This window comes from Paenibacillus sp. FSL R7-0312 (assembly GCF_038004445.1).
In the GTDB taxonomy this organism is placed as follows: domain Bacteria; phylum Bacillota; class Bacilli; order Paenibacillales; family Paenibacillaceae; genus Paenibacillus_AQ.
In genome coordinates this window covers 1,706,113-1,722,357 of record NZ_JBBORE010000001.1, presented here as the reverse complement: position 1 = coordinate 1,722,357, position 16,245 = coordinate 1,706,113, and the positions used below count along the sequence as shown (strand labels likewise).

Genomic DNA, 16,245 nt, shown 5'->3' with positions numbered 1-16,245 from the left:
CCAGCTTCAGATACACTTCAAATTGGCAGCCGGCTCTCCTTCCTGTACTATAGCTGTATACATACTCAGGAAGCAGGTGGATTGTTATGCTGCATTCAGAAATTATAAAGTTACGGGCAACAACCCTGGAAGATCTCGACTTTGTCCTGGATGCCGAAGGGGCTGAGCTAAACCGCCGGTTCATCGGCCAGTGGAGTAGGGATCAGCACACAGCAGCTTTGGATGACGGAGATATTATGCACCTGATTGTTCAAGACTCAGCCGGGGAACCGGCAGGTTACGTGATCCTTACAGGAATTCAGGACCGTAACCTCACGATCTGTATCCAGCGGATTGTCATTGAGACCAAGGGCTGCGGCTATGGAACAATGACACTGAAGCTGCTGACCCACTGGGTCTTCACCCATACAGATACTCACCGGCTGTGGCTGGACGTCAAAGATTATAACGCCAGAGCACAGCATGTCTATGAAGGGGCCGGCTTCAAACCGGAAGGCATCTTGCGCGAATGTGTACGAACTGAGGAAGGCTTCGAATCGCTGCAGATCATGTCTATCCTGCGGCAGGAATACAGACACGAATAATTACTGCAAAGACAGCCGGTCAGCCCATGTTCAGGGGCGATCCGGCTGTCTTTATTATAGAATGCAGGAACTGCAGTCACGATAATATTGGCAAAAAGCCGCGATCCCAGGATCGCAGCCCCTCTATCCGATATGTTGATTTACGTGTGGGTTTCAATCGGAGCCGCTGGCTTGCTGCCGCCAAAGATCAGCGTCGTCACATGCTTGCGTGCATCTGCTGTAAGCAGCAGCAGCTCTACCGGTTCTCCGGCCGGCTCCCTGCGGATAAATCGGACCTTCGCCCCGTCCAGATCCTCGAAGATGCCGGTAACCGTATATCCTTGCAGCAGGAGGCTGTCAATCGCCTGCCGCTCTTGGTCGAACTCCTCGAATGCCGACATCTCAGATCACTCCTTCGCTGATTTCCGCCTGGACCGGACGGGACGCTTCAGCCTCGAAACGCTTGCGGTGCAAATACTTGCCCGCACCGGCCGTACCGACGAACGCCTTGTCGCGGATAACGAATTCTCCGCGGCTGAGCACAGACACCGGCTCGCCCTGAACCTGCATACCTTCAAAAGCATTATAATCCACATTCATATGATGGGTTTCTGCGGACAGTGTTCTTTCTACAGCCGGATCGAAGATGACGATATCTGCGTCACTGCCTACAGCGATTGTGCCTTTTTGCGGGAACAGGCCGAACAGCTTGGCACTGGAGGTGGAGATAATATCCACGAACTTGTTAAGTGAAATGCGGCCCTTCTGCACACCTTCAGAGTAGAGTACGCTGAACCGGTCTTCGATGGTTGGCCCGCCGTTCGGAATCTTCGAGAAATCACCCAGTCCCAGATCCTTCTGTCCCTTGAAGTTAAAAGAGCACTGATCAGAACCTATCGTCTGCAGCGTGCCGCTCCACAGCGCATCCCATAATACGTCCTGATTCCACTGCTCGCGCAGCGGAGGAGACCAGACATACTTCGCACCCTCGAAGTCCGGCTTCTCAAGCGCTGACTGGTCCAGCACCAGATACTGCGGACAGGTCTCGCCGTAGACGCGCAGCCCTTTCTTGCGTGCTTCCGCGATCTTCCAGGCGGCTTCGGCGCAGGTGACATGCACCACATAGAGCTGCGAATCCATCAGCCCCGTTAAATATGCGGCCCGGCCGGTGGCTTCGCCCTCCAGCTCGGGAGGCCGGGTCAGCGCATGATAGATCGGATCGGTGTTGCCGGCGGCCAGCGCCTGATCCACCAGATACTCGATCACATCGCCGTTCTCGGCATGCACCATTACAAGCGCACCTTCACGCTTGGCGGCCTGCAGTGTCTTGTACAGCACACCGTCATCAGCCTGGAAGGTGTTCTTATAAGCCATGAACACCTTCAGCGAAGTGATGCCTTCCTTCTCAATAATCTGCGGCAGCTCGCCGAGCACCTTGTCGTTAAGCTCTGAGACCATCAGGTGAAAGCTGTAGTCAATGACTGCTTTATCCTGCGACTTGTTATGCCAGGTGTCTACCGCCTGCTGCAGCGGCTGGCCCTTGGTGGTCAGGCAGAAGTCGATAACCGTTGTGGTTCCGCCATAGGCGGCGGCAATCGTGCCGGTCTCGAAATCATCAGCAGTGACGGTACCGCCAAAAGGCATATCCAGATGCGTATGCGGGTCAATTCCCCCCGGAAATACGTAACAGCCGGAAGCGTCGACAATCTCTGCTCCCGGCGCTTCAAGGTTCAGGCCAATTCCGGTGATGATCCCATCTTCAATCAGGACATCCCCTGTATAAGTATCCGCTGCTGTGACGATAATGCCGTTCTTGATGATCTTCTTCATCTTAACCCACCTCCACTTCCGAATAAGAACCGTTTAATCCGCTAATGACCTGATTACGCTGATTCCAGGTCATCGGGGCCGCTCCGCTATCCAGTGCAACCATATCAATCGCACCCTCTGCCGGGCAGACAATCGAACACAGATTACAGCCTACACAATCTTCCTCACGCACCTGCAGAATCGCCTTGCCTTCGGCATTCGTAAGCATGTCGATACATTGATGCGAAGCGTCCTCGCAGGCGATATGGCATTTATTGCAGTTAATGCAGTTATCCTCGTTAATCCGCGCAACCACTTTATAGTTAAGGTCGAGATCGCCCCAGTTGGAATACTTGGGCACCGATTTGCCGATCAGCTCCATCACAGAGGCCAGGCCCTTCTCATCCAGGTAATTATTCAGGCCGTCGATCATCTCCTCCACAATCCGGAAGCCATGATGCATAACCGCCGTACACACCTGAATGCCGGTGGAGCCCATCAGCATGAACTCTACGACATCCTGCCAGGTGGAGATGCCGCCGATTCCTGAAATCGGAACACCGACTGCGCGGTCGCGGGCGCATTCCGCCACCATGCTGAGGGCAATCGGCTTCACTGCCGGACCGCAGTAGCCGCCGTGTGCACCCTGTCCGCCGACATTCGGGATCGTGTTCCAGCTGTGAATATCCACTCCGGCCAGACTGTTGATCGTATTGATCAGGCTGATTGCATCCGCGCCGCCCTTGACGGCATGCCGGGCTACGACCGTAATGTCGGTGATATTCGGCGTCAGCTTCACAATGACCGGTGTTGTCGCCACTTCCTTGACCCAGGCGGTCTGCGCCTGCACCAGATCGGGCTGCTGGCCGGAGGCTGCGCCCATTCCACGCTCGGCCATCCCATGCGGACAGCCGAAGTTGAGCTCAAGGCCGTCTACGCCGACCGCTTCGACGCGCTTGACGATTTCATGCCATTTCTCCTGCTTGGGCTCGACCATCAGCGAAGCGATAATCGTATTGTTCGGGAATCTCTTCTTCGTCTCATAGATTTCCTTGAGGTTAACCTCCAGCGGACGGTCGGTAATGAGCTCGATATTGTTGAAGCCCGCTACACGCTGCCCGTTAAAATGAACGGCAGCAAACCGCGAGGAGGTGTTAATGACCGGCTCGCCCAGCGTTTTCCACACCGCACCGCCCCAGCCCGCTTCGAAGGCACGCTGCACCTGATAACCTGTATTGGTAGGCGGCGCAGAGGCCAGCCAGAACGGATTCGGTGACTTGATTCCTGCAAAATCAATACTGAGATCTGCCATTGATATTCCCTCCCTGTCTTATGAAATCTATACCGCAGAGCCAACCACACTGTCCTGATGACCCGACATTTGCTTCACAATCGCATAGGCGGCATCCTTGCCCTGCTGGGCGGCGGAGACAACCATCGCTTCACCTGCACCGGAACCGAAGACGATATCACCGGCAGCATAGATCTGCGGATCAGAGGTACGCCCGGTTGCCCCGTCAATCTTCACTACACCCCGGTGATGCTCCAAGCCCAGCGCTTCAATGAGGTCAATCCGCCGCTTCTGCCCGATCGCTACAACTACAGCGTCCACGGGCAGGATGAATTCTGAGCCCTCCACCGGCATCGGAGCAAGGCGGCCATCCGGACCGGTCTCACCCGTCAGCTTCATCTGCACACATTCCAGACCGGTAACATTCCCAAGCCCGTCCCCGACAATCCGCTTCGGCAGGGTCAGCCAGCTGAACTCCACGCCTTCCTGCTTAGCGAATTCATATTCGAAGTCATAGGCCGTCATCTCCGTACGGGTCCGGCGGTAGACCATCTTCACGTTCGCTGCGCCAAGCCGCACGGAGCAGGTAGCCGCATCAATTGCCGTGTTGCCTGCACCAATGACAGCAACGCGCCGGCCCATCAGCTCCAGGGTAGGAATCCCGGTCTTCGTGGTTTCCACCAGTTCTATCGCATCATAGACACCGGACAGCTTCTCGCCCTCGATGCCCAGCGGAGGGACATAGCCCATGCCTGCAGCCAGCACAATAGCATCATACCCGGCCTTCAGCTCTTCTACAGAGATATCCACTCCGACCTTCATTCCGGTGCGGATCTCTACACCCAGCTTCTCTACCTGCTCTACTTCCCACAGGGAGATAGACTGCGGTAGCCGGAAGGATACGATCCCGTGCGTATCGAGGCCTCCTGCCAGCTGCTTCGCTTCATAGATCACCACCTGGAAGCCTTCCCGCGCCAGCTCTCTGGCTGCAGACAGCCCGGCCGGTCCGCCGCCGATCACGGCGACTTTTTTACCGTTGGGGACACCTGCCTTGAATAATTGAACGCCGCTGCTGATCGCCCAGTCAGTAGCGTAACGCTGCAGCAGGCCAATCTGAATCGGCGCCGAAGCGTCGTTCAGGACACAGGCACCCTCGCACAGCTCTTCAGTAGGGCATACGCGGGCGCAGCTGGCACCTACCGGATTGGAATCCATAATCGTCTGCGCCGACCCCTTCAGGTTATCGGTGGCGATTCTTTTGATGAAGGAAGGGATATTAATGCTGGTCGGACAGGCCTTGATACAAGGGGCATCATAACAATACAAGCAGCGGTTGGATTCCTCGATTGCACCTTTGCGGGTAAGTCCCGGCTCAGCCTCGGCAAAATTACGCATGAATAGTTCAGGTGTGAATGTTAACGGTGAAGCCTGCTCCATCGGTTATCCCTCCTTTTGTATGATAGCTTCCGCATTCGAATCAGGTTTGTGTTATATAATATAACATTATTACGATAATTGCCTTAATATTTTACTTACTTATCAGGATTATTGTAGTAAAATAAACTCTAAGCCAACATCAACACCCTAAAATTAAATATTGAGTCATATTTCCTGACATATTATATTAAAACTATAGTCAATTCGATTTTTCGTTACATTAGACACATTGTCTAATTTCAAAACTCTATTTTTTACCTGTGAGAATGTGCTGAGAATGAGGAAGCCGCGCAGGCGGGCTGCAAGATATACATTCAAGCGAGGGGGAAGCTTATGGATTGGGAACTTGTATTTACGATCCGCGATGCACTGAAGAGACCGCTGTTTGCGGAAGCCGAGCTGATTGGAGGAAGAAACGGCCTGAACCGGGCGGTCCGCTGGGTGCATGTGCTGGAGAGCTCAAGCTTCGACAGCCTGATTCACGGAGAAGAGATGATTCTGACCACCGGGATGAGTGCAAGCACTGATTTAGCCGCTTCATTATCTTTTATGCAGAATTTGATCGATAAGAACGCAGCCTGTTTATGCATTGAGCTTGGAGCGTATTTCAGCTCGATCCCGCAGGAAATGATTGATCTGGCGGGCCGTCACGACTTCCCGCTGATCCAGTTTACCCGCACTGTACGTTTTGTAGATATCACGCTCGATCTGCATTCCCTCATCATCAACCGCCATCACCGCATGCTGCAGGAGCTGGAGAGCATCTCCCGCGAATTCCACCGTCTGACGCTGACCTCCCAGGGGACCCTTAAGGTATTGCAGTTACTATGCAAAAGCACCCGCACGCAGATTGTCTATATGCAGATTCAAGGTAAACCCCTCTTCTTCCCGGCCCTGCCGCCCGAGGAGCAACAGCCGCTGCTGAATTTCTTCGAGACCTTCAGCGAAGAAATGGAGGGCGTTCAACCGGATGCCGCACCGCATATCCGTGAGTACGGCCATAAGTCCATTGCCCTGAAGCCAGTCGGAGCCTTAGACCAGACCTGGGCCTATATCCTGATGGTCTGCAATCACAAGCCGCAGGAATTCGACTGCCTGCTGCTCGATTCGGCCTCCCTGTCGATCGCCCAGGAGCTGCTGCGCACGCGGTATATGGAGGAACGGAAGCTTTTCTCCGAGAATCTATGGGTGGATGAGCTCGTTAGCGGCCGCGGCCAGGATGATAACCGGATCAAAGGGCTGGTCGGACCCGATTTCAATGTGGTTAACGAGCTGCCGTACCGCGTATGCCTGATCGAGATTGAGAACCCGCGTGACGTCAAATGGAACAGCTCGGAGAATGACTGGGAATCGATCACCTTCCATCTCTCGCTCATTCTGCGCTCGATCTTCGAGAAGTACTCCCTCCGTCCGCTGATTACACTGAAGAATAACCGGCTGACCGTCATCGCCCTGGACATCCAGTCCAAGCTGCCCGGCAAGCTGCGGCTGCAGCAGGCGCTCGACTCCCTGCAGCATATCCGCTCGGACGAGAAGCTGAAGGACCTGCAGCTCGTTACCGGAGTCAGCAAGTCCCACAGAGGTCTGAAGCATGCCCATGCCGGATACCAGGAAGCCGTACAAGCGCTGTCTCTCTATTCTTGTTACCAGAAGCCCATTCTGTTCTATGAAGAACTCGGCGTCTTCCAGCTGCTGCTGAGCCTGAACGACGGCAAGACGCTGGAGAATTTCATCCGCAGCTATCTCGGCCCGCTGATCGACCACGATGAGGCCAAGGGCAGCGAACTGATGCTGACACTGCGCGTCTACCTCGACCATGACGGCTCCAAGCAGATTGCCGCGCGGAATCTGTTCATTGTACGGCAATCCCTCTACTACCGGCTGGACAAAATCACCGAGCTGCTCGGCGAGGACTTCATGCTTCCGGAGAACCGAATCTCCATTCAGGTGGCCCTGCGGGCTTACCAGTTCCTGTACCCGGAGAAGTTCAGTTTGCCCAGCTCCCGTTCAGCACAGCTTTGAAGGTGTCGATAATGAACTGAATATCCTCATCGGTGGAGGATAAAGGAGGAGCGAACGTGAGGACATTATTGAAGCCCGCTACCGTATCCCCGTTCTTGCCGATGATCAGCCCCTTGGATTTGCATTCCGCGATAATACCCTTGACGATGCTGAGGTCAACAGGCTGTTTGGTGGCTTTATCCGCAACCAGCTCGATGCCTATCACCAGCCCGAAGCTGCGGATGTCACCTACCAGCTTGTGATCCTGGAGACTAGCGAATTCATCGGACAGCCTTTTGCCCAGAATGGCGGCGCGCTCCACCAGATTCTCCTGCTCCAGAATCTCCAGGTTACGCAGCGCGAGCGCACAGGCAGCCGGATTGCCGCCGAAGGTATTCACATGACGGAAGTGGCCGTAGTCATCGCTGCTATCCTTGAAGGCCTCATAGATCTCCTTGCGTACCGCCGTGGCCGACAAAGGCAGGTAGGCGCTTGTCAGCCCCTTGGCCATCGTGACAATATCCGGCTTGATTCCGAAGTTGTGGTGGCCGAACTTACGGCCGGACCGTCCGAAGCCGCAGATCACTTCATCGATGATCAGCAGCACACCGTGGGTACGGCAAATCTCCTGCACCCTGTCCAGGTAGACCTGATGCGGCACAATCACGCCGCCGCCGGTAATGACCGGCTCCATAATCACCGCCGCGACCGACTCTACGCCCTCCCAGATGATCATATCCTCAATAGCCTGTGCATTCTGAAGGTTGAACGCTTCCTCGGTCATCCCCTCAGGACGGCGGTAGCTGTCAGGCGGAGCCACATGCAGGAATCCGCCACTGAGCGGCTCATATTTGTATTTGCGCTGTGCCTGGCCGGTGGCCGACAGGGAGCCCATCGAGCTTCCGTGATATCCGCGGTAACGGGCAATGAATTTATGACGGTAATGCTGGCCAATCTGCTGCTGGTACTGGCGGGCGATTTTGAAGGCAGCTTCATTGGCTTCCGAGCCGCTGTTGGAGAAGAAGATGACATAATCATCCTCCAGCCATTCGTTCAGCTTCTCCGCCAGAGCGATCGCCGGCATATGGCTCTGTGTCAGCGGGAAATACGGCAGCGTCAGCAGCTGATTGTAGGCCGCTTCCGCCAGCTCCTTACGCCCGTACCCGACATTCACACACCATAGCCCGGACATCCCGTCCAGAAATTGGTTGCCATCGATATCGGTAACCCATGAACCGCTTGCTGATGCGGCAATCATCGGCGGGTTCTTCTCGCTGTATGGCGTAATATTATGCCATAGGTACTGTTGATCCTTCTTGAGCAACTGCTCGCTTTCTTTGCCCAGGCTCTGCACGGCACTCTCTCCTCTCGAAAATCCCATTTGATATTTGAACGAATCAACTAATAACGCGCGGTGACCATTTTCTTGCGGGTGTAGAATTCAACGCCGTCCCGGCCGTTAGCATGCAGATCTCCATAGAACGACTTCTTATAGCCTGAGAACGGGAAGAACGCCATCGGGGCAGGTACGCCCAGATTGACCCCCAGCATCCCGGCATCAATTTCTTCGCGGAACTCACGGATCGCCTTGGCACTATCGGTATAGATGCAGGCTCCATTGGCAAAAGGCGACTCGTTCGTGACGGCTATCGCCTCCGCCAGATCCTTAACCCGCACTACAGACAGCAGGGGCGCGAAGATTTCATCACGCCATATCGTCATGCCCGTCTGCACATGATCAAAGATCGTCGGGCCGATGAAATAGCCGCCGCCTGTTGCTGCAGCGTCCTTCCGGCCGTCCCGCACCAGTTCAGCCTGCTCGGCAAGCCCGGTCTCGATGTAGGCTATCGTCCGGTCCTTGTTCGACTGCCGGATAACCGGCCCCAGGAACACGCCGTCTTCCTTGCCGTCCCCGATCTTTAGCCCGTCGGCCGCCTCCTTCAGACGGATCACCAGTTCGTCCGCGATTGCCTCATGCACCGTGACCACCGAACAGGCCATACAGCGCTCACCGGCCGAGCCGAAGGCTGCGGAAATGATGTTCTTTACCGCATTGTCGAGATCCGCATCGGGCAGCACAATCGAATGATTCTTGGCCCCGGCCAGCGCCTGGACCCGCTTGCCGTGGGCTGTGCCATGCTTATATACATATTCCGCCACCGGCTGCGAGCCGACGAAGGAAATTGCCTTCACCTCTTCATGCTCCAGCAGGCCGTTCACCACCTCATGTGTACCATGCACGACATTCAGTACGCCCGGCGGAAATCCCGCCTCAGCGAACAGCTCTGTCAGCCGGCCCACAAGGAGCGGCGTCCGCTCGGAGGGCTTCAGCACAAAGGTATTGCCGCAGGCAATGGCCAGCGGGAACATCCAGCAGGGCACCATCATCGGGAAGTTGAACGGGGCAATGCCGCCGATTACCCCCAGCGGGTAGCGGTACATCCCGGATTCCACGCCCGTGGCGATATCCGGCAGCTGGCTGCCCATCATCAGTGTGGGAATGCCTGCAGCAAATTCCACACATTCGATGCCGCGCTGCACTTCGCCCAGCGCCTCCTCCAGGCTTTTGCCGTTCTCCAGCGTGATCAGCTCCGCCAGCTCTTTCCAGTGCTGTACCAGCAGCTGCTGGTACTGGAAGAAATAGCGGGCCCGGCGAGGAACAGCTACTCTTTTCCACGATGCATAGGCCACTGAAGCTGCCTGCACAGCAACGTTCAGCTCTGAACGGCTGGAGATCGGCACATAAGCAATCACTTCGCCCGTTGCCGGATTGAATACTTCCTCTTCCTGCCCGGATGAGGATTCCACCCAAGCACCATTCACATAGTTCTTCACTTTACCGGCCTGCCCCACGAGCAGAGACATAGTCTGCACCTCTTTCCATATTCTGGGCTGCTTATTATAATAGATGACCGCCGTGCCCGGGCGGCCATCTATTATAGCTATATAAGCTGAACTTAAGAATGATGCCCTGCTGATTCTTAAACTCACTATATATAGCAAGGAATTTGGTTATTTTGCCGCCATCTCAACAATTTCGTTCGTATAGGCTGCATTCACATCAGATGCTGTCTTGATTACTCCGAATTTGAGCGCAATATCAGCTGTCTGCTGGAATGCCGCTGCATCCGTATACCCCATCTTGGAAGCATCGAAGCCCTCCGGCTGAATCAGCTTGGCAACTTCAGTCATCATGGTCAGCTGATGCTCGCGGGACGTACTACCTTCTTCCGCAAGCTTCATTACACTGTCCACAGCCGCTTCTGGATCGGCTATCGCATCTGCCCAGCCTTTGAGAGAAGCACGGACGAACTTGGCTGCCGTCTCCTTATTGGCTTCCAGCCACTCCTTGTTGGCGAACAGGTTGTCTTCGAGCATCGCCACACCCTCGTCATTCATGTCGATTACACTCAGGTCCTCTGCCTTGATACCTGATTCCAGCACCACCTGATATTCGTTGTAGGTCATGGCCGAAGCTGCATCAATCTCACCGCTGAGGAACTGGTCCATGGTGAAGCCCTGCTTGGTGAAGTTCAGATCTTTATTAGAATCCAGTTTGTATTTATCAAAGAGTGCCAGAATCTCAAACTCATTGCCGCCCATCCAGTTGCCGACCTTCTTGCCCTTCAGGTCAGCCGGTGTAGCGATACCCGCGTCCTTCTTGGATACCAGCACCAGTCCGCTCTTCTGGAAGATCTGGGCGATCTGCACCAGCGGCATTTCCTGCTCCTGGCTCGTCAGCAGACTCGCCACCCAGTCTACGCCGATGTCCGCCGAACCGCCGGCCACCTGCTGCTCCGGCACGATATCCGGACCGCCGGGCAGAATCTCGACATTTAGCCCTTCTTCTGCATAATAGCCTTTGTCCTGAGCTAAGAAGTAACCGGCGAACTGCGCCTGTGGTACCCACTTGAGCTGCAGCTTCACGGTAACCGGATCCGCCGCCGGTTCTGTAGTTGCCGCCGCTTCCGGTGAAGCCGCAGCCGCATTGCCCGCTGTCGCCTCTGCCGCCGGGGCAGTATTGTTATTGCCGCCGCAGCCTGCCAGCAGTGAAATCATCATAATAACCGCCGCCATCATTAACCCGCCACGAAATTTGCTTTTTTTACCGTTCATCTCAGCAACTCCCCCTACCAAATTGAGTTTTGTAATCCGGCCAAACACAGCATGGTTGCCATCGTGGTGCTCTATGCATACGGTCATGCGTTGACAGCTTCTCTATATCCCGTCAGCGCAGAAGCCGGATGTAACAGGTACAGGGTGTTACGGTTGTTGCAGGTGTTACGCACGCTGGGAGGGATGCCACTTGATGAATACCTTCTCCAGCCGTTCAACGGCCAGGTAAAAGATCACTCCGGCAATGGCTGCCAGCACAATGCAGGACCAGCCCAGCGGCATTTTGGCCACCTTAATGGAGTTGGAGAGCAGATAGCCGAGTCCCCGCGAGGAGAAGAAGAACTCCCCGACAATGGCTCCAATCATACTCGCCGTAGCGTTGATCTTCAGCGCCGTGAATACATAGGGCAGGCTGTTCTGAATCCGCAGATAGCGGAATACCGCCGGTTTGTCCGCTGCATAAGAATGCATCAGATCAAGGGCCAGTGGATCAACAGCCGCCATGCCTTTGTAGGCATTAATGGCCATAGCCGCCATCGTGGTCGCAGTAACAATAGCGGCCCGTGAGCCGATGCCGTCACCGAACCACAGGTTCATGATCGGGGCAAGCGCCACGATCGGCACGGCATTCAGCGCAGCTACCATTGTCAGGCTGCCCCCGCCCCAGCGGGGCCAGGCCGTTGCGGCCAGTGCAATGAGGAAGCCGCAGGCTGAACCAATCAGCATGCCAAGGACGGCTTCTGCGAGGGTGTATCCGGTGTAAGAGAGCAGCAGGCTGAAGTTATCCCGCATAGCTTCAACTATGGCCGAGGGCAGCGGCAGCTGATATTTCTTCAAATCGAAGATTCGGTGAAACACTTGATATTCCCACAACACCAGGAATATCACCCCGGCCAGGAGGGGAAGGATGATTCCGGGATTCAGCCGCCGAAAGGGACGGCGGGGATTCTTAGACTTCCCTGGTTCTGATGAAGTTCCGTTGTTAGATGCCGAATTCGGAGCAGAACCCGCCTCCGCGCCGGCAGAAGTAATGAATGGGATATCGCGTACAGAATTGTTTGCCATCAGCGGCTCCCTCCTTTGGGACGGAATTCCGGCTGCCATGGCGCCACCAGACGTTCGGCCAGGCTCATCAGCCAGTAGCTTGCCATGCCGAGCAGGGCGCCGACCAGTACCGTGGACCAGAACATATACGTATGAGAAGGGCCGTAGTAGAGATTGCGGAGCATAATTACACCGATGCCGTGCTGCGCACCCATCAGCTCAACGAGAATAGCTCCCGTTACAGCCAGCGGTGCAGCAATCTTCAGGCCGCTGAACAGACCCGGCAGCGCTGCGGGGAAACGCAGCTTCCAATAGACCGCCCAAGGCTTAGCGGCATAGGAATGCATTAGCTCCAGTGCGGATAGATCCACACTGCGCAGTCCGCGCAGCATGTTAAGCGCCACTGGGAAAAAGGTGATATACCCGGATATAATAATCCGCGACACCTGCTCGTCGCGTACAATGCCGTAGATAATCGGCGCCAGGCCAAGGATTGGAATCATCTGCGAAGCAATGGCATAAGGGAAGGCAAGCTGTTCTATTGTCTTCGACAGGCTCATCAGCACTGCCAGAATGACCCCGGCCAGCGCTCCGATCAGAAATCCGACACCAGCGTTGCCGAAGGTGGCCCCGCCCTCTTTCAGGAGCGTCCCGCTATACTTCCAGAGGGTTGCGGCCACTTCATGAACATAAGGCAGCTTGGACTGGGCCAGCGGCGTCTTCGCTACGTTCAGCAGCCACCATGAGACAGCCTCCCAGACCACCAGCAAACCAAAGATCCAGACGAACAGCGGCAGCACGCGCTCCCGCATAAACGCACTGTTCTGCTTCATGCCTACACCCCTTCGAAGCTGTCGCGGATGCGGGCGATCAGTTCAAAAAACTCAGGACTGTTTCTCATCTCCGCCGTCCGCGGGCGCGGCAGCGGAATATCAACAATCGCAGACAGTCTTCCCGGATGCGGGGATAGCACGAATACTCTGTCTGACAGGAAGATGGATTCAGGGATGCTATGAGTGACGAATACAATCGTGCTCTGGACCTTGCTCCAGACGGAGAGAAGCTCTTCATTCAGGCGTTCGCGGGTAAATTCGTCCAGCGCAGAGAAGGGTTCATCCATGAGCAGAATTTCCGGCTCCATCGAGAGTGCTCTGGCGATGGCTACGCGCTGCTGCATCCCTCCGCTCAGCTGCCAGGGATATTTATCAGCGAACCCCTGCAATCCCACGAGATCCAGCAGTTCCAGCGCTTTATCCTCGCGGACCGATTTCTTAACGCCCATCAGCTCCAGCGGCAGCGTAATATTATGTTTGACCTTCCGCCAGTCATACAGCACCGGACTCTGAAAGACAATCCCATACTTTTGTGCCAGCCGTGCTTCCTTCGCCGTCTTCCCGGCCACCATGATATTTCCGGCTGTTGGTGTTATAAGATCTGCCATCAGTCTCAGCAGTGTGGTTTTACCGCATCCGGAAGGCCCCAGCAGGGACACGAACTCTCCTTTGGCAATATCAAAACTTACCTGATGCAGCGCAAGCACGTCAGCCGCTTCCGTCTGATACCGCATCTCGACGCTCTCCAGCTGTATTTCAGGAATTTTCGTCGCTACTAATGACATTCCCAGCTCCCCCTTCATCCCTGAATCTATTTTATGTTAAATAACATAACACATATGTTGTGAAAAAACGCCTTTTTTCTTATTCCGTGTTCGATTAACTAACATCTTACACTTTGCTCTGCAGACCCACATTAGACAAATCGTAAAATGGACTCTGAGAAATTCCGTCATTTTGTCCAGGAGCCCGTTTGTATTGTTAATAATCTAGAATTGTGCCGATAAAGTTAGTATGTATTCTCACCCTCTGTTGCCGGATTCCTGCCAACTGTTATCTATGCAGATGTGTGATATCATTTAACTATATCTACTCTTATAGAGGAGACCTTTAGCCAATGTTCAAAGCCTATTCCTACACATGGAGGCGCTACCCATGGAATCCATGATTTCCAACTATATAGTCATCGTCTCGATCTCAGGTGTGCTGAGCGCATTGCTGGCGCTGTTTGCCTATTATAGGAAGACAGATTTCTCCGGTCTAAAAGCTTTCATTGTAAGCTCAGCTGCTTCGGCGATATATACCTTCGGGTTCGCGCTGGAACTCTCCGGCAGCACCATGCAGGAAATTGCGTTGTGGGTTAAGCTGGAGTACCTCGGTATGCCTTATATCGCCCCCTCCAGTTTGCTGATGATTATGCACTTCGTAGGTCTGGAGCGGCTGATTTCCAAAAAACTGCTGACCGTCCTGTATTCGGTGCCCGTGATCTCTACTATGCTCGTATGGACCAACGAGTCCCATCACCTGTTCTATCAATCCATGCATTTCCGGGAAGGTGCCCCTACGCCGCTAATCGATATCGTTATGGGGCCCTGGTATATCGTGCAAGGCAGTCTGACCTTCGGCTGCATGCTGGCCGGCATGTGCCTTATTCTCTGGCGCTGGAACCGGATGAAGCGGGCTTACCTGCGGCAGATGGTGATCATCTTCATCGGGCAGTTTCTGCCTGCGCTGGGCGCATTCCTCTACCTGATAGATGCGACCCCGTATGGAATGGACCCCGTGCCCGTAATCATGAGTGTAACGTCCACCCTGTATATATGGGCTATTCTCTCCCGGGGTATGCTTACCGCCGCGCCCATTGCCCGCGAGAATCTGTTCGAGAGCATGCGGGACGGCGTGCTGGTCATGGACCTCTCGGACAAGCTTGTCGATTACAACCGGGCCGCAGCCGGGATGCTGCAGGATCTCGATGCCTCCGCAATCGGCAGGCCACTGGCACAGCTGTTCCTTCCCGCCGGCAAGGAAGCTGTCGATTATGTGATGAATTCCAATCCCGGGGACAGCGAGGAGCAGGAGCTTGTCTGGAATATGGGGGAGGATGTCCGTTATTACCAGATTCGCTCCTCCCCGGTGCAGAAGCATGACGGGCATCTGGCCGGACGGATGATTATGCTGATCGATGTCACTGAACGGACACTGCTCCAGGAGAAGCTCCTGCAGCTGGCCACCATCGACAGTCTTACCGGTATTTATAATAGGACGCATTTCATGGAACTGAGCCGGGGCTTGCTGGAGGAAGCGGCCGAACGCTCCGCCCCCTTTTCGATCATTCTGCTGGATATCGATTTCTTCAAAAGCATCAATGACCGTTACGGACACCAATATGGCGATATGGCATTGCAGCATGTAGTGGGTGTATGCAGCCGGCATGTGCGGGAAAAGGATATCTTCGGACGTTATGGAGGCGAGGAATTCGTCTTATGTCTGCCGGATACTCCCTTGAAGCAGGCGGCGGTCATCTCAGAGCAAATCCGCGGGGATATCGAGCGCAGCGCTTTCTACACGCTGTCCGGGTCCATCAATGTAACGGCAAGCTTCGGTGTAGTGGAAGCCTTCCGCAGTAATATATCGCTGGAGGAGCTGCTCTCCGAAGCCGATCATGCGCTCTACACCTCCAAGCGTAACGGCCGCAATGCCGTTCACTTGTCCAGTGGTTCTGCGATCACGCATTTCAAACCCGTATAAATTCATAACAATAACACTACCCTCATGCTCGGAGAGAATCCTCAGCACGGGGGTAGTGTTATTGTTGGGAAAATGCTTTTTGGGTACCAGAGAGGATGGAATGTCGTGGATAAGTTAACAGAAATATTAGAGGCCAAGCAAGTGGAGTTTGAAATCCTCCATCATGAAAGACAGATTCGTACAGCGCTAAGCCTAAAGAGGTTGAGCAGATAACCGGCTCTACCGTTGGCAATGTTTCCATGGTACTTCCCCTGCCCTATATTCTGGACAGAGGGCTTTTCCGTTACCCGTTTATTTACGGAGGCACAGGCGTGCCGGTATCCACACTCAAGCTTAATCCGCATGACTTGGAGAAGCTGAATCAAGTGGTTGCTTTTGGGGATTAGTCTCGGCTTCGGCTGCG

The 16,245-nt window shown here is 54.7% G+C and carries 13 protein-coding genes and 1 pseudogene; 4 read left to right on the top strand and 10 right to left on the bottom strand.

The window, feature by feature from the left end; all coding sequences use genetic code 11:
* The first annotated feature begins 86 nt into the window (after window positions 1–86).
* The gene (locus MKX70_RS07500) at window positions 87–584 is read left to right on the top strand and encodes a GNAT family N-acetyltransferase (RefSeq protein ID WP_340839805.1); all 498 of its coding nucleotides are present in this window, start codon (window positions 87–89) and stop codon (window positions 582–584) included.
* Window positions 585–724: 140 nt separating this feature from the next.
* Here the strand turns inward: MKX70_RS07500 and MKX70_RS07495 are convergent, their stop codons facing one another.
* From MKX70_RS07495 to MKX70_RS07480, 4 genes are read right to left on the bottom strand one after another with little or no spacing between them, the layout of a single operon-like run.
* A complete protein-coding gene (locus tag MKX70_RS07495; RefSeq protein ID WP_042240499.1) occupies window positions 725–964 on the bottom strand; it encodes a hypothetical protein in 240 nt (79 codons plus the stop codon).
* A 1-nt stretch (window position 965) separates the two neighbouring features.
* Window positions 966–2,393, bottom strand: coding sequence for a dihydropyrimidinase (gene hydA, locus MKX70_RS07490; protein ID WP_340839804.1), 1,428 nt, complete (start codon window positions 2,391–2,393; stop codon window positions 966–968).
* Between the two features lies 1 nt (window position 2,394).
* On the bottom strand, window positions 2,395–3,684 hold the full coding sequence (preA, locus tag MKX70_RS07485; protein ID WP_042240504.1) for an NAD-dependent dihydropyrimidine dehydrogenase subunit PreA: 1,290 nt from the start codon (window positions 3,682–3,684) through the stop codon (window positions 2,395–2,397).
* Between the two features lie 27 nt (window positions 3,685–3,711).
* Window positions 3,712–5,100 carry an NAD(P)-dependent oxidoreductase gene (locus MKX70_RS07480; protein WP_042240507.1) on the bottom strand — a complete coding sequence of 463 codons (1,389 nt, stop codon included), beginning with the start codon at window positions 5,098–5,100 and terminating at the stop codon, window positions 3,712–3,714.
* 333 nt (window positions 5,101–5,433) lie between these two features.
* Here MKX70_RS07480 and MKX70_RS07475 point away from each other — a divergent pair, with 333 nt between their 5' ends.
* Window positions 5,434–7,122, top strand: coding sequence for a PucR family transcriptional regulator (locus MKX70_RS07475; protein ID WP_340839803.1), 1,689 nt, complete (start codon window positions 5,434–5,436; stop codon window positions 7,120–7,122).
* Here the strand turns inward: MKX70_RS07475 and MKX70_RS07470 are convergent.
* The 6 genes from MKX70_RS07470 to MKX70_RS07445 form a co-directional block, all read right to left on the bottom strand.
* Window positions 7,088–8,455, bottom strand: a complete 1,368-nt coding sequence (locus MKX70_RS07470) for an aspartate aminotransferase family protein (protein WP_340839802.1) — start codon at window positions 8,453–8,455, stop codon at window positions 7,088–7,090. The two genes, MKX70_RS07475 and MKX70_RS07470, sit on opposite strands and share 35 nt — an antisense overlap.
* Before the next feature lie 47 nt (window positions 8,456–8,502).
* Window positions 8,503–9,966, bottom strand: a complete 1,464-nt coding sequence (locus MKX70_RS07465) for a CoA-acylating methylmalonate-semialdehyde dehydrogenase (protein WP_340839801.1) — start codon at window positions 9,964–9,966, stop codon at window positions 8,503–8,505.
* Between the two features lie 147 nt (window positions 9,967–10,113).
* Window positions 10,114–11,217 carry an ABC transporter substrate-binding protein gene (locus MKX70_RS07460; protein ID WP_340839800.1) on the bottom strand — a complete coding sequence of 368 codons (1,104 nt, stop codon included), beginning with the start codon at window positions 11,215–11,217 and terminating at the stop codon, window positions 10,114–10,116.
* A 165-nt stretch (window positions 11,218–11,382) separates the two neighbouring features.
* A complete protein-coding gene (locus MKX70_RS07455; protein WP_340839799.1) occupies window positions 11,383–12,282 on the bottom strand; it encodes an ABC transporter permease in 900 nt (299 codons plus the stop codon).
* Complete coding sequence (locus tag MKX70_RS07450) at window positions 12,282–13,094, bottom strand: ABC transporter permease (protein WP_042240520.1); 813 nt, start codon at window positions 13,092–13,094, stop codon at window positions 12,282–12,284. The genes MKX70_RS07455 and MKX70_RS07450 overlap by 1 nt, the downstream gene beginning before the upstream one ends.
* A gap of 2 nt (window positions 13,095–13,096) precedes the next feature.
* A complete protein-coding gene (locus MKX70_RS07445; RefSeq protein ID WP_340839798.1) occupies window positions 13,097–13,879 on the bottom strand; it encodes an ABC transporter ATP-binding protein in 783 nt (260 codons plus the stop codon).
* 370 nt (window positions 13,880–14,249) lie between these two features.
* Between MKX70_RS07445 and MKX70_RS07440 the strand changes: the two genes are divergently transcribed.
* Both MKX70_RS07440 and MKX70_RS07435 read left to right on the top strand, forming a co-directional pair.
* Window positions 14,250–15,842 carry a histidine kinase N-terminal 7TM domain-containing diguanylate cyclase gene (locus MKX70_RS07440; RefSeq protein WP_340839797.1) on the top strand — a complete coding sequence of 531 codons (1,593 nt, stop codon included), beginning with the start codon at window positions 14,250–14,252 and terminating at the stop codon, window positions 15,840–15,842.
* A 197-nt stretch (window positions 15,843–16,039) separates the two neighbouring features.
* Window positions 16,040–16,228, top strand: a pseudogene (locus MKX70_RS07435) (hypothetical protein); the annotation flags it as partial.
* Window positions 16,229–16,245 lie beyond the last annotated feature (17 nt).